Below are 13,574 nucleotides of genomic sequence, written 5' to 3'. Positions count from 1 at the left end.
GGCCTGGACCGACGACCGGCGCGTTCGAACCCCGCGACGAGGGGCCGGTCTAGGAGACCCCGTCGCGGCTTCGAAGCAGGAGAACGCGAGCCACGGAACTAGGCTAACCGCAGTAGTGGCCCGAAATGCAAGCGCCCCTTCCACATCGTGGGAAGTGCCACGTCGCGATCTTCCCGCCCTAACGCGATCGAGTTCCGCCGCCGCGCCTGGCAGAGTGGTGGTGGATCAAGGGGAGAGGCGGTCGGATGGCGGCGAAGAAGGGGCGATCCGGGGTCGCGACGCTGATCAACGGTGCGGGTTTCCTGCTCGCCGCGATGCTGGTGCTGCACGTCTTGTTCGTGCTGACCGGCTTCCCGGCGGAGAACGGGTTGGCCCAGTCCGTGGCGCAGGCCGCCGAGCCGCTGGCGTTGTTCTTCCCCGGCTTGGTGCAGGCGCCGGGCGAGGCGTTGCAGGTGCTGCTCGATTACGGCCTGGCGGCGGTGTTCTGGGTGCTGGTGGGCGGGCTGCTGGCTCGGATGTTCGGCTGACCGCGCCGGCCGTGCCACACTGGAGATCGTGGCGGAAGACGTGAGCACGGATGCGCACGAAGGCGGCGTGCGCCGCGCTGACCTGCGGCGGGCTCGGGCTCGCGCGCTCGGCGTGCTCAGCAACGTGGTCCGCTGGGTCGGCAACGCGGGTGCCGCGCTGCTGGCGATCCACGCGGTGTTCGCCATCGGCGGCGCGAACCCGGACAACGGCATCACCAAGTTCGTGGCGTCCTGGGCGGAGCCGTTGGCGCTGGGCTTCGAGGACCTGTTCATGCCGGACGACCCGAAGCTCGCGGTGGCGATCAACTACGGGATCGCGGCCGTGTTCTGGCTGATCGCCACGGCGATGGCGGTCCGCATCCTCCGCGCCATCGCCTGACCGTCCACTTGGGGCTGAAGCGCCCCGGAGCTGAGCTTTCCGCAACGAATCCGGGCGCGTTCCTGCACTTCCGGGGCCGTGAGTCTTTTGGGTCGCTATAGAGCCTGTTTCCAAACTCGTCCTGCGTAGCGGTGTGGGTGGCGGCCCCCTGCGGGAGTCACCGCGGTCTTCTCGCTGTGGGATCCCCGACATCATGGATGCCAATTCACCACGTCGGGGCTGTCCTCGCTGGGAGAACCCCGGAGGGGTGGGCACCGTGAACCCGCGGCGGTGCCGGTTGCGCCAGGTGGGCTAAGCGGCTGCGCCGCTTCAAAGACAAAACGCCCGCGTTACCACATCCGCACGTCACCACATCCAAAACAGCCTCTATAGCAGCCCAAAAGACTCACGGGTCTTATCCAGCACCACGAGGCCGGATGTGATCGAGCCCAAGATGTGACGCCGGTGGCGTTCGGCGGTGCGACGGCGGCTCGGCGCGTGACAATCGGGTGCAACCCAATGCCGCTCGGCGTGGAGCGCGTGTCCCCGGTCACCGAAGGGATGTGCGTGTGACGACCCGAGCGCTCCCCAGAACCTTGTTGCCGCCGTGGCTGTTGCGGATGCTGCGCCCGGTGCCGATTCCGGCGGACTGGACGCGGGCGTGCGCGGCGAGCATCGGCGTGGGCGCTCCGCAGGTCGCCGGCCTGCTCACCGGCCGGATCGACGAGGCCGTCCTCGCGTCGGTCGGCGCGCTGTGCGCCAGCTTTTCCGACCTGACCGGCTCCTACGGATACCGGCTGCGCCGGGTGGGCCTGGCCGCGATCCTCGGCGCGCTCGGGTTCGCGGCCGGGGCCGCTGCGCCGGGCCCGTGGTGGGCGGCGGCGATCGTGCTCGCGGTCGCGGTGCCGTCGGTGCTTTCCAGCAGGATGGGCGATCTTTGGTCGTCCGGCGGCGCGCACATGCTGACGTTCTGCGTGGTGGCGACCGGCCAGCGCTCGACGTTGCCGCTCGGTGCGCAGGTCTGGTGGTTCTTCGCCGGTGAACTGCTGGTGCTCGCGATCATCGCCGCCACCTGGCCGTTCCGGGGCACGGCCCCGGCGCGCGGCGCGGTCGCGGCGATATTCGACGCGACGCTGCGCATGTTCGACGCCGAGTCGCCGATCGCCGCGCGGCAGAACCTGACGAAGGCGCTGGACAACGCGCACGACGTGCTCGTGGGCGGAGGCTCGATGTCGCGCAGCCGCGTGCGGGACCGCCTCTACCTCGTCTACACCTACGCCACGCCGATCGTCGAAGCATCGGTTTCCTTGGCGCACAGCGGAAAGCAGCCGCCGGAGCGGGCTCGCGAAGCGCTGCGCGAGCTGGCGCGCTGCATGCGAACCGGCGACCTCCCGCCGCCCTACCGGCCCGGCGCCGACGAATCGCCGCTCGTGCGCGCCCTGGACCAGGGCATCGCGGATCTGGTCGCCGCGTTCCGGCGGGCGAAGCTCCCGCAGGTTTCCGGCGATCACCGCGAGCGCTTCCAGCTGACCTTCGGTCGTTCCACCTGGGCGCAGGTATGCCGGATGCTGCTGTGCCTGGCGTTCGCGGAGGGGATCGGGCTGGCGGCGGGCATGGACGAGCCGTACTGGATCGCGCTGACGGTCGCGCTGGTGCTGAAGCCGAACTCGGGCTCGGTCTTCGCCCGCACCGTGCTGCGCGCGGTCGGCACCGTGATCGGCGTGCTCGTCGCGTTGGCGTTGATCACGCTCGTGCCGACCGGCTGGTGGCTGCTGCCGTTCATCGTCGCGCTGGCCGCCAAGCTGCCCGAGGCGCTCAGCAGGCACTACGGCCTGTTCAGCGCGGTCATGACGGCACTGGTCCTGCTGCAGATGAGCCAGAGCGCGCAGTTCTTCCCGGCGGCCCGGCTGGTGGACACGGTCGTCGGCTGCGCGATCGTCCTGGCCGGCGGCTTCCTGCTGCGGCCGTTGCATCGAGGACCGGCGCTGCCGAGCAGGTTCGCGGACTCGGTGGAAGCGGTCTCGGAGTACGTGTCCCAGTCGCTGGCCGGAGTCCGCCACGGCCGCCCGGCCCTCCGCCGCCGCACCTACCGTCAGCTGGCGGACCTCAGAGCGGCGCTCCAGCAGGAGCTGATGAACCCGACGACGGCGGCGGCGGCGGAGAGCTGGTGGCCGGCGGTGATCGTCCTGGAACGAGTGGTGGACGCGGCCACGGAGAAGGCGGTCCGCGACGATCCCCAAGACCTCCAAGAGGCCCAACGCCTGGTGTCGACGATGCGCACCACGACCCGCCAACTCCGCACCACCCCGATGTCCCCGGCGGAACTCCGCGACGAACTGGAGCGCATCCACACCGCAGTCGGATCCTGAGCGTTCCGGTTACCGGAGTGGCCGAATCCCGTTCACCCGCAACGCATTCGTGGAGTGGGCGAATTCGGTCGCAGGGCGGGCCGAGCGCTGATAGCTTGCGGTTGTGGATCTCTTTTCCCGCTCCTGGGCGGCGTTGCGCACGGCGGTCGCCGAACTCTCGGATGAAGACTTCGAGAAGCCGTCCGGCTGTGCCGGCTGGCTCGTGCGGGATCTGGTGTGCCACCTGGTCATCGACGCCCAGGACGTCCTGATCACCCTCGTGACCCCCGCCGAAGCGGAACCGACCCGCGACTCGGTGACCTACTGGGCCGTCTCCAATACGCCGCCGACCGGCGACGATCCGCTAGACGCGCTGATCGTCCGGCTGGCCGCCGCGTACGAGGAGCCGGGGCTGCTCAAGTTCCACCTCGACGACATCGGCTCAGCCGCCGGGCGCGCCGCCGAACTCGCCGACCCGACCCTCCGGGTCAGCACCCAGGACATGGTGCTCACCGCGGGCGACTACCTCTCCGCGTACGTCCTGGAGTGGACCCTGCATCACCTCGACCTGATCGCACATCTCCCGGACGCCGCGGAACCGCCTGCCGAGGGCCTCGCCCGGACCCGCGAGATCGTGGAGAAGATCGCCGGGACGGCGTTCCCCGCGTCGTTCTCCGACAAGGACGCGCTGCTGATCGGCACCGGGCGCCGTGTCCCGACCGACGCGGAGCGGGCCGAGCTGGGCGAGCTGGCCGCGAAGCTGCCGCTCGTCATCGGCTGATAAATCCACTGTAGACACGGATTGATGAGGTTGTCCGGTGTCCGTAGATGATGTGCGGGATGCGTACGGTCGGCGTGCGGAGGAGTACGTCGAATTGGCCTTTTCGGCGGAGGGCATGCCCGAGCTGGACCGGAAGCTGGTGTCCCGGTGGGCCGGTGAGGTATCCGGGAGCGTGATCGACGCCGGGTGCGGGCCGGGGCAGTGGACCGACTTCCTGCGCGGCCAGGGCTGCGACGTCGAGGGTGTGGATCTCGTGCCGCGCTTCGTCGACATCGCCCGGTCGCGGTTTCCCGCTGCTTCATACCGCGTCGCCGAGCTGGACGAGCTCGGCGTGCCCGATCGTTCGGTGGCCGGGATCCTGTCGTGGTACTCGATCATCCACACCGATCCTGAGAACGTGCCCCGCATTCTCGGCGAGTTCGCACGATGCCTGTGCGACGGCGGCAGCCTGCTGCTCGGCATGTTCGAAGGCACGCAGGTCGAGCCGTTCCCGCACGCCGTGACGACCGCCTACTTCTGGACGATCGAGGAGATGTCGCAGCGTCTCGTGGATGCGGGTTTCCGGGTGGAGGCGACCGAAAGTCGCGCCGATCCGGGCAAACGACCCCACGCCGCCATCGTTGCGCGGCGTGTACGCGCCGACCAGTAATCCCAGTGCGGCAGGCCTTGCTGACCAGGGCTCGGTGCGGGAGGAGGCTTCCCGTTTTTGCCTGAAATCGGGAAGCTCCGCGCCGGGTTGCTGCTCCGCGGTGCGGCCTACCCGACTTCGTGGAGGGCCGCGTGGAGCTGTTCCGTCGCTTCCCAGACGTCCACGTAGCGGAGCCAGGACGGGGCGAAGCTCAGCCTGAGCAGGTCGCCTTCGGCGTAATCCACCAGCACGTCGCGGTCGTACAGCGCTTCCGCGATTCGCTGGGCCCTGTCGTGTCGCAGGCTGATCTGCGCGCCGCGGCACAGCCCTTCACGCACCGGCACGACTTCGATCTGCGCATCAGCGCAGAAGCGGTCCAGCCCCATCAGGAAGAATTCCACCAGTCGCGCCGTCTTCGCAGCGAGCGCCGCCGGCGCCACACCATCCACAATGGACAGGCCCGATCGAAGTTCGGCGACCGACAGGGAGCCCGCGAACCCGTCGCCCAGCGAGTGCAGCGCGCCCGCCGCGGTGCAGAAGGCCTTCGGGGCTTCGTCGCGGTGCCGGTCGGCGACGAAGCAGTAGGCGGGCGCGCCCGAGCCGCCGCCGAGGTATCGGTCGCCGCTGCCGATGGCGAAATCCACGTCCCAGCCGTGCAGATCCACTTCCAGCGCGCCCGCAGAGCCGCTGAGTTCCCACAGCGCCAGCGCGCCCACCCGGTGGATTTCGGCCGTGATGGCGGCCGCGTCGCGCACGCCTCCGGTTCGCGCGTCGGTGTGCGACACGGCGACCACCGCGACCTGGTCCGCCGGCAACTCCGCCAGTTCGTCGCTGCTGCCGACCAGGTGCAGCCGGCCGCCGATGAAGTCGGCTGCCGAGCGGGCCAGCAGGCAGTCGGCGGGGAAGGAGTCCCGGCCCACCGCGATGATCGGTCGCCCCGGGCGCAGCCGCGCCGCCGCGAGCAGCGCCTTGAACAGGCTTATCGATGCGGTCTCGACGACGGTGATCTCGCCGGCCGCTGCGCCGATCAGCGGCGCGAGCGCCGCCGCCGCGAGCCGCGCTTCGCCGCGCCAGTCGGATTCGCCGCAGTTGTGGCCGGTGTAGGGCTCCCGGTGGTGTTCGACGAACCGGCGCAGCCGGGCGGGTGTGGTGCGCGGCAGCGGGCCGCCGCTGCTGCCGTCGAGGTGGATCAGGCCGGGCGGTAGGTCGTAGCGGATGCGCAGGTCGGCTAGTGGGTCGGTCCGATCGAGCGCCTGTGCCGTCGGCCTGGTGGTGGTCCACACGAGTGAAGTCTTACCGCATCACCGCACGGTACGTAACGGGTGAAGCGTTCAGCAGCCGAACATCAGTGGAAACCGTGGTGCCCCCGGCGCAGCGCCCTGCGCCGTTCAGTCGGCTGCGGCCGTGGTCTTGCCGATCACGAGCTCGACCGGCACAGATTGGTGCCGGGGCTCCGGCGGCCGCCCGTCGACCACGCCGAGCAGCGTGCGCACCGCCGACGCACCGGCGTCCTCGGCCGGAACGTGCAGTGTCGTGGCTTCCGGCACGGCGAGGCCGAACTCCGCGAGATCGTCGGCGCAGCAAACGCTGAGCTGTTCCGGAACCCGCACGCCGAGCGTGGCCAGCCGGTACATCAGCCCCAGGAACAGCGCGCTGTTGTAGGCGACGGCGGCGGTGCACCCGCTCGCCACCAGCTCGTCGGCGATCCGGTTACCCGCTTCGAAAGTCGGTGGCAGCGGGCCGAATGCGACGATCTCGTGCCCCGAGCCGTTGCGCAGGCCGTCCAGCCGGCGCGGGTCCGTCCACGAGCCGCGCGGCCCGCCGAGGTAGGCGATGCGGCGGTGGCCGAGCCCGGCGAGGTGCGCGCCCATCTCGTGCAACCCGCCCGGCGTGTCGATGACGACCGACGGCACGCCGCGCATCCGCCGGTCGACCAGCACCATCGGCACGTCCGGGAGGTTGAACAGCGAGGCCGGGCCGCGCGGGGCGATGGCCACGAAGCCGTCGACCCGGTCGCGCAGCCGGTCGATCAGCGTTCGTTCCCGCTCCGGCGATTCGTCGCTCACCACGACCAGCAGGTCGTTGCCGGCCTCCTCGGCGGTGCGCTGCGCGCCCGCGATGATCGTCGCGTAGAACGGGTTCGTCAGGTCCGGGACGATCATGGCCAGCAGCCTGCTGCGCCCGGTGGCCAGCGCCTGGGCCGACGGGTGGTAGCGGAAGCCGAGCTCGATCGCCGCGTCGCGAACCCGCTGCCGGGTTCGCTCCGCGACCATCTCCGGCCGCACCAGCGCGCGCGACGCGGTCGCCACCGACACCCCGGCCTTGCGGGCCACGTCGGCCAGCCGCGCCATCGCGTCCTCCCTCACGTTTTCTTTGACACCTTCATACCGCGCCGCTTATCGTCCCTGCAATCGCTTGCAATGCAAGCGCTTGCATCTTTAACCAGGGGAGTTACCGCCGATGGCCGACGTGAGATCGGGATCGAAGCTGGACGGCTGGTTCCGGTTGTCCGAACGCGGCAGCTCGGTGCGCACCGAACTGCTGGCCGGGCTGAGCATGTTCTTCGCGTCGGCCTACGCCGTGGTGGTGATCCCCGGCATGCTCGCCAAGGCCGGCGTGCCGCACGCCGCGGCCACCACCGGCACGATCCTGACGATCGTGCTGGCCACCGCCGCGGTCGGCTTCTTCGCCAACATGCCGTTCGTGCTGGCGCCCGGGCTCGGCGGAACCGCGCTGGTCGGGGCGACCCTGGTGCAGCAGCAGCACGTGCCGTACCCGGTCGCGATGGGCATGGTGTTCTGGTCCGGCGTGGTGATCCTCGCGCTGTCGCTGCTCGGGCTGCGCGGGCTGCTCGCCAAGGTCATCCCGCAGAACATCCGGCTGGCCATCGGCACCGGCATCGGGCTGTTCATCGCCTACGTCGGCTTCAAGCTCTCCGGCATGCTCGAACCGGGCAAGGGCGGGCTCGAACTCGGCGACCTCAGCTCGCCGGAGCCGCTGCTCGCGCTCGGCGGCATCGTGCTGGTCGCCGCGTTGCAGGCGCGCAAGGTGCCTGGCGCGTTCGTCATCGGCATCGTGGCGCTGACCCTGATCGGCATCCCGCTGGGCGTCACGGAGCTGCCGGACCACTGGTTCCAGGCCCCGGCCGGCCTCGGCCCGATCGCGTTCCACATCGACATCTGGGGCGCCCTGCGGCCGGAGTACCTGCAGTACCTGTTCGCGTTCTTCGCCTCGGAGCTGTTCTCCGCGACCGGCGTCGTCCTGGCGGTGACCGAGCGGATCGGGCTGACCGAGCGCGAGGGCCAGAAGTCGAACATCAACCGGACGTTCCTGGTCGACTCGGTCGCGATCACCGGCGGCTCGATGTTCGGCGCCCCGTCGGTGACCACCTACGCGGAGTCCGCGGCCGGGTCCGACGCGGGCGGCCGCACGGGGCTTACCTCGCTGACGACGGCGGGCCTGTTCCTGGTGCTGCTGCTGTTCACGCCGTTCGCGACGATGATCCCGTCGGCGGCGACCGCACCGGTGCTGGTCGTGGTCGGGCTGAGCATGATGCGCGGCTTCAAGAAGGTCGACATGACCGACCTGACCGAGGCGATCCCGGCCGGGCTGCTGGTGGCGTGCACGATCTTCTGGGGCAACTTCGGCAACGGCATCGCGGCCGCGCTGACGTCGTACGTGCTGATCAAGGTGGTGGCGGGCAAGTTCCGCGACATCCACATCGGCATGTGGATCATGCTGCCGATCCTTGTGTTCTTCTTCATCACTTCCGCGCACTAGCGAACGGGGCCGCCGGGCTCGTGAGCGTTAATACCGGTAAGAACCGGATTGAGCGCTCACGACCGTCCCGGCCCCGGCGAGACTCGAGGAGCCTGGCGTGACCGACCTGCGGATCACCGGTGGACGCGTGGTTTCCACGTTCACCGGCGAGATCTTCGAAGCCGACGTGCTGGTGACCGGCGAGGTGATCAGCGGCGTCGTGCCGCCCGGCGCCGGCCCGGCCGCCGCCGAGGTGATCGAAGCCGGCGGCAGGCTGATCGTGCCGGGCTTCATCGACGCCCACATGCACGTCGAGAGCTCGTTCGCGACGCCCGCAGCCTTCGCCCGGCTGACGCTGCCGCGCGGCACCACGACGGTGCTCGCCGATCCGCACGAGATCGTCAACGTCGCGGGCAAGGCCGCGATGCGCTGGATGATCGAGGACGGCAAGCGCAGCCCGCAGACCCAGCTCTGGGGCGTGCCGTCGTGCGTGCCCGCGCTGGCGGGCATGGAGTACTCGGGCGCGCACCTGGATCCCGAGGACATCGACGAACTCCTCGGCTGGGACGGCGTTTCCGCCCTCGCCGAGGTGATGGACTACCGGGCCGTGGTGGCCGGCGACCAGCGGATGCACGACATCGTCCGGGTCGCGCGCGAGCGCGGCACCATCCTCGACGGGCACTGCCCGAACCTCTCCGGCGAGGAGCTCAGCAAGTACCTGGCCACCGGCATCGACTCCGACCACACCAAGAACAGCCCCGAGGTCGCGGTCGAGAAGGCGCGCCTGGGCATGACGGTGATGCTGCAGGAGAAGTGCCTGCTCCCGGAGGTCGTGTCGGCGTTGACGGCGCTGCCGCAACTGCCGCCGCTGTGCCTGGTGACCGACGACCTGGCGGCCGACCACATCGCGGCGAAGGGCCATCTGGACCACATTGGACGGACGGCGGTCGCGGCCGGCCTGTCGCCGCTGGACGCCCTGCGCGCGCTGACCTGGAACCCGGCCCAGCGCCTCCGCAAGTTCGACCGGGGCGTGGTCGCGCCGTCGAAGCGCGCTGACCTGCTGCTGCTCGACGGCGAGCTGGCCGACTTCGCGGTGCACACGGTGATCGCCGGCGGCACGGTGGTGGCCCGCGGCGGCGAAGCGACCTACCCCGCGCCGGACGTCACCGACCACCCCTTCGCCGGTTCCGTGCACATCGACGAGATCGAGCAGGACGAGTTCCGCTGGCGGCTCGACCTGCCGGATGGGCAGCACGAATTCCGCGCCCTGCGGGTGAATCCGGTCGACACCTACACCGAAGCGGCCGAAGTGCGGCTCGACGTGGTCGACGGCGAAGTGCAGTGGGAAGGCAACGTCGCGCTGCTCCGGGTGCGAAACCGCCACGGGCGCACCAACACCTCATGCGTGCCGGTCATCGGCATGTCCCTCGGCGACGGAGCCCTGACCACCACGTATGCCCACGACAGCCACAACTTCGTGACCCTCGGAACGACGCGGCGAGCCATGCGAGCCACCGCGGAAGCGGTGCTGGCCGACGACGGCGGCGTCGCGGTCGCCCACGCCGGAGGCGTGGCGGCGCGACTGCCCCTGGCCGTCGGAGGCGTCATGTCGGCGGAGCCGACTGCGGAGATCGTGGCGGGCAGCCGCCGAGTGCGCGAAGCGCTCGAGGCTTGGGGTTGGCGGCACGCGAACCCGTTCATGAGCGTCTCGACGCTGACCCTCGCGGTCTCGCCGAGCGTCAAGATCACCGACCTGGGCTTGGTCGACGTCCTGGCCCGCGACTGGACTCCGCAGGTCCTCGACTGCTGCCACTGACGCGTCTTCCAGCTGAAGGGCAGCTGGAGGCGCCTGACCTTCACTCATCGCCGGATCGGGCCGCCGCGTTGGCTCGGTCGATCGCGATCATGTGCTTCTCCGCCCATTCCCGGAGCGCGGCGAGCGGCACTTCCAGCGACCGGCCCAGCTCGGTGAGCCGGTAGTGCACCTTCGGCGGCACGGTCGGTTCCACGCGGCGGGCGACCAGGCCGTCGCGGGTGAGGCTCTGCAGCGTCGCGGACAGCATCTTCTGCGAGACGCCGGGCATTCGCCGCTGCAGCTCGGCGAAGCGCACCTCTTCGGGATCCGCGTCGGCGAGGACCTTGACCGCCATCGACGTCCACTTCGTGCCGATCCGGTCCAGCAGCCTGCGGGTGGGGCAGTCGGGATCGAAGAGATCGCCGTGCCTGCCCTTCGGGGCGGTCACCTGGAGCTCACCACCTGTCGCGGAAGTGCCGTCTTGGCACCTCCAGAGCCGTTACCTATGGTTTTGTAGTAACCAATGGTAACCACAACTGGAGGTACCGTGCCCGACGCTGCCCGGGTCCGGGTCAACGGCATCGACGTCAACGTGGCGATCGCCGGCGAGGGGCCCGCTGTTCTGCTGCTGCACGGCTTTCCGCACACCTGGAGGCTCTGGTCCGAGGTGATCCCGCAGCTGGCGCGCCACCACCGCGTCATCGCCCCGGACCTGCGAGGGCTTGGCGCCAGCACGAGAGCGGCCGACGGCTACGACGCGGGCACGCTCGCCGCGGACACCGAGGCGCTGCTCGACGCGCTGGGGGAGCAGACGGCGGCAGTGGTCGGCATCGACGCGGGAACGCCACCCGCTTTCCTGCTGGCCATGCGGCGACCCGAACGGATTCGGCGGCTCGTGGTCATGGAGTCGTTGCTGGGCACGCTGCCCGGCGCCGAGGACTTCCTCGATGGCGGCCCGCCGTGGTGGTTCGGCTTCCACGCGGTGCCCGGGCTCGCCGAAACCGTCCTGGTAGGGCACGAGGCGGAGTACGTCGACTGGTTCCTCACCACGGGCACTCGCGGCCACGGCATACCGCAGGAGATCCGGGACGAGTTCGTCGCCGCCTACACGGGAAGCGAAGCCTTGCGCTGCGCGTTTTCGATCTACCGCGCCATGCCCACCAGCGCGCGCCAGATCCGCGAAGCCGTCGCGGCGGCGAGACTTACCGTGCCCACCATGGCGATCGGTGCGCATCCGGTCGGCAACGCCCTCGAATGCCAGCTGCGCCCGATCGCCGATGATCTAGTGGCGCATCTCGTCGAGGACTGCGGGCACATCATCCCGCTGGACCGTCCCCAAGCCCTGGCGTCGCTCCTGGTCCCCTTCTTGGGTCGCGTTTAGGCTGGTCAGCGGCCCGTTCAAAAAAGTTGGAGAAAGTTCGTGCCCGGATGTCGAGGATCTGTCACGCGCTCCGACTGGAGGGTGACAGCGCGCCGGAGGGGCGCGCGGGACGGGAAGGACACCGGAGATGAAGTACGTCGCGATGATCTACGGCAACCAGGCCAAGTGGGACTCCTACCCGGCCGAGAAGTGGCCCGAGGCGATCGCGAAGCAGGACGCGTTCAACAAGAAGTACCGCGAGACCGGCGAGCTGATCGGCGCCTACGGCCTCGCCGACGCGGCCAACGCCCAGCTCATCCGCCGCAAGGACGGCGCCCCGGTGGTCACCGACGGCCCGTACCTGGAGACCAAGGAGTACCTCGCCAGCTTCTACCTGCTCGATTGCGAATCCCTGGAGCGGGCGCAGGAGATCGCCGCCGACATGCCGTTCGCCGACGCGGAGCCGGTCGAGCTGTGGCCGGTGCTGCACGAGGCCGCGGGGGACATGTGAGCCACGGTGTTGAGGACCTGCTGCGCGAACTCGCGCCGCAGGTCCTCGGCGCACTTGTCCGCCGGTACGGCGTCTTCGACTCGTGCGAGGACGCCGTGCAGGAGGCACTGATCGCGGCGGCCCTGCAGTGGCCGGACAAGGGCGTGCCGGAGAATCCGCGGGGCTGGCTGGTCACCGTCGCCTCGCGAAAGCTGGTCGACCAGATCCGCAGCGACGCAGCACGTCGGCGCCGCGAGGACACCCTGGCCACGCCTCAGTCCGCGCTGCTCAGCAACGCCGCCGACAGCACACCGGAAGCCGACCAGGACGATTCCCTGGCCCTGCTGTTCATGTGCTGCAATCCCGCGCTGTCCTCGGCGAGCCGGATCGCGTTGACGTTGCGCGCGGTCGGGGGTCTCACCACAGCGCAGATCGCAGCCGCATTCCTGGTGCCAGAGGCGACCTTGGCGCAGCGCATCAGCCGCGCCAAGCAGGGCATCACCGGCGCGGCCCTCGCGATGCCGGAGGGAGCCGGCCACACCGAGCGGCTGGGCGAGGTCCGGCACGTGCTGTACCTGATCTTCAACGAGGGCTACACCAGCACGAACGGAGCCGATCTGACGGCGCCGGAGCTGTCGACCGAGGCAATCCGCCTGACCGGGCTGCTGCACCGCCTGGTTCCGGACGACACGGAAACGGCGGGGCTTCTCGCCTTGATGCTGCTCACCGACGCACGCCGTCCCGCGCGCACCGGCGCGCACGGCGAGCTGGTGCCGCTGGCGGAACAGGATCGAGGCCGCTGGAATCACCGGCTCATCGCGGAAGGCATCGAGCTGATCAGCCGAACCCTGCCGCGAGGTCAGGTCGGCCCGTACCAGCTCCAAGCGGCCATCGCCGCGGTTCACGACGAGGCCGAGGACACGGAAAGCACGGACTGGCCGCAAATCCTGGCCCTGTACGAACTCCTCGAACAAACCGGGCCGAACCCGATGGTGACGCTCAACCGCGCAGTCGCTGTCGCAATGGTCCACGGCCCGTCGGCTGGACTCGAACTCCTGACGACGCTGGAGTCCGACAAGCGGATCGCCCGCCACCACCGCCTTTTCGCCACCCGAGCCCACCTACTGGAACTCCTCGGCGAGCACGCCACGGCCGCAGAGGCGTTCCGCGAAGCGGCCCGCCGAACCACGAGCGCACCCGAACGCCGACACCTCACCTCTCGCGCCCACCGCCTGGACCCGTGAGTACTTTTTGCTGCTATAGCGACAAAAAGTACACACGGGCCAACCGGCACCGCCCCGATTCGCCCTGGTCGGCTAAGGCCGTGTTTTAGGTAGCGGGTGAGTCTTGGGCGGATAGTTCTTCGGCCAGTTCCATACAGCGCAGGCGGGCTGGGGAGAAGTCGTAGGGCATCTTGCCGGTGGCTTCGAACACGCTCATGGAGTCAGCCTCCCGCCTGCCAGAGCTGAGGTCGGCCTCGTCCTCGCCGTCATCGGCGGTAGCAGGGTGCAAAGTGTCCCAGGCGTCG

General features: G+C 69.8%; 13 protein-coding genes and 1 pseudogene. 10 read left to right on the top strand and 4 right to left on the bottom strand.

What is annotated here, in order from left to right:
• Positions 1 to 245: 245 nt before the first annotated feature.
• The 5 genes from AB0I53_RS10710 to AB0I53_RS10690 all read left to right on the top strand — a co-directional run bounded on the left by AB0I53_RS10710 (position 246) and on the right by AB0I53_RS10690 (position 4,663).
• On the top strand, positions 246 to 527 hold the full coding sequence (locus tag AB0I53_RS10710) for a hypothetical protein (RefSeq protein ID WP_358599768.1): 282 nt from the start codon (positions 246 to 248) through the stop codon (positions 525 to 527).
• Positions 528 to 555: 28 nt separating this feature from the next.
• On the top strand, positions 556 to 906 hold the full coding sequence (locus AB0I53_RS10705; protein WP_358599765.1) for a hypothetical protein: 351 nt from the start codon (positions 556 to 558) through the stop codon (positions 904 to 906).
• Between the two features lie 548 nt (positions 907 to 1,454).
• The gene (locus AB0I53_RS10700) at positions 1,455 to 3,254 is read left to right on the top strand and encodes an FUSC family protein (RefSeq protein ID WP_358599763.1); all 1,800 of its coding nucleotides are present in this window, start codon (positions 1,455 to 1,457) and stop codon (positions 3,252 to 3,254) included.
• Between the two features lie 103 nt (positions 3,255 to 3,357).
• Positions 3,358 to 4,014 (top strand): maleylpyruvate isomerase N-terminal domain-containing protein, encoded by a 657-nt coding sequence (locus tag AB0I53_RS10695; RefSeq protein ID WP_358599760.1) that lies wholly within the window; start codon positions 3,358 to 3,360, stop codon positions 4,012 to 4,014.
• Positions 4,015 to 4,051: 37 nt separating this feature from the next.
• Entirely contained in the window at positions 4,052 to 4,663 is a 612-nt protein-coding gene (locus AB0I53_RS10690) for a class I SAM-dependent methyltransferase (RefSeq protein ID WP_358599757.1), read from the top strand.
• Positions 4,664 to 4,770: 107 nt separating this feature from the next.
• Here AB0I53_RS10690 and AB0I53_RS10685 read toward each other — a convergent pair whose 3' ends face one another.
• Together AB0I53_RS10685 and AB0I53_RS10680 are read right to left on the bottom strand one after the other, a co-directional pair.
• The gene (locus AB0I53_RS10685) at positions 4,771 to 5,925 is read right to left on the bottom strand and encodes an aminotransferase class V-fold PLP-dependent enzyme (protein WP_358599754.1); all 1,155 of its coding nucleotides are present in this window, start codon (positions 5,923 to 5,925) and stop codon (positions 4,771 to 4,773) included.
• Positions 5,926 to 6,030: 105 nt separating this feature from the next.
• Entirely contained in the window at positions 6,031 to 7,008 is a 978-nt protein-coding gene (locus AB0I53_RS10680; RefSeq protein WP_358599751.1) for a LacI family DNA-binding transcriptional regulator, read from the bottom strand.
• A 94-nt stretch (positions 7,009 to 7,102) separates the two neighbouring features.
• On the opposite strand from AB0I53_RS10680, the gene AB0I53_RS10675 reads away from it, so the two are divergent.
• Together AB0I53_RS10675 and AB0I53_RS10670 are read left to right on the top strand one after the other, a co-directional pair.
• Positions 7,103 to 8,422, top strand: a complete 1,320-nt coding sequence (locus AB0I53_RS10675; RefSeq protein ID WP_358599748.1) for an NCS2 family permease — start codon at positions 7,103 to 7,105, stop codon at positions 8,420 to 8,422.
• 97 nt (positions 8,423 to 8,519) lie between these two features.
• A complete protein-coding gene (locus AB0I53_RS10670) occupies positions 8,520 to 10,217 on the top strand; it encodes an adenine deaminase C-terminal domain-containing protein (protein ID WP_358599745.1) in 1,698 nt (565 codons plus the stop codon).
• 40 nt (positions 10,218 to 10,257) lie between these two features.
• On the opposite strand, the gene AB0I53_RS10665 is transcribed toward AB0I53_RS10670, so the two are convergent.
• Complete coding sequence (locus AB0I53_RS10665; protein WP_358599742.1) at positions 10,258 to 10,644, bottom strand: helix-turn-helix domain-containing protein; 387 nt, start codon at positions 10,642 to 10,644, stop codon at positions 10,258 to 10,260.
• A gap of 99 nt (positions 10,645 to 10,743) precedes the next feature.
• Between AB0I53_RS10665 and AB0I53_RS10660 the strand changes: the two genes are divergently transcribed.
• From AB0I53_RS10660 to AB0I53_RS10650, 3 genes are all read left to right on the top strand, one after another.
• On the top strand, positions 10,744 to 11,577 hold the full coding sequence (locus AB0I53_RS10660) for an alpha/beta hydrolase (protein ID WP_358599739.1): 834 nt from the start codon (positions 10,744 to 10,746) through the stop codon (positions 11,575 to 11,577).
• Between the two features lie 127 nt (positions 11,578 to 11,704).
• Entirely contained in the window at positions 11,705 to 12,067 is a 363-nt protein-coding gene (locus AB0I53_RS10655) for a YciI family protein (RefSeq protein ID WP_132479026.1), read from the top strand.
• Entirely contained in the window at positions 12,064 to 13,290 is a 1,227-nt protein-coding gene (locus AB0I53_RS10650; protein ID WP_358599736.1) for a DUF6596 domain-containing protein, read from the top strand. Before AB0I53_RS10655 ends, AB0I53_RS10650 begins: the two co-directional genes overlap by 4 nt.
• Before the next feature lie 85 nt (positions 13,291 to 13,375).
• On the opposite strand, the pseudogene AB0I53_RS10645 reads toward AB0I53_RS10650, so the two are convergent.
• Positions 13,376 to 13,574: pseudogene (locus tag AB0I53_RS10645) on the bottom strand (hypothetical protein); the annotation flags it as partial.

Source organism: Saccharopolyspora sp. NPDC050389 (assembly GCF_040655595.1).
GTDB lineage: Bacteria > Actinomycetota > Actinomycetes > Mycobacteriales > Pseudonocardiaceae > Saccharopolyspora.
Note: the sequence above shows the minus strand (reverse complement) of the source record. Positions and strands in the feature narration are given on the sequence as shown.

Bases quoted from the DNA above. Each gene is read 5' to 3' on its own strand.
- AB0I53_RS10710 (WP_358599768.1), top strand. From the start codon at position 246: ATGGCGGCGAAGAAGGGGCGATCCGGGGTCGCGACGCTGATCAACGGT.
- AB0I53_RS10675 (WP_358599748.1), top strand. From the start codon at position 7,103: ATGGCCGACGTGAGATCGGGATCGAAGCTGGACGGCTGGTTCCGGTTG.
- AB0I53_RS10655 (WP_132479026.1), top strand. From the start codon at position 11,705: ATGAAGTACGTCGCGATGATCTACGGCAACCAGGCCAAGTGGGACTCC.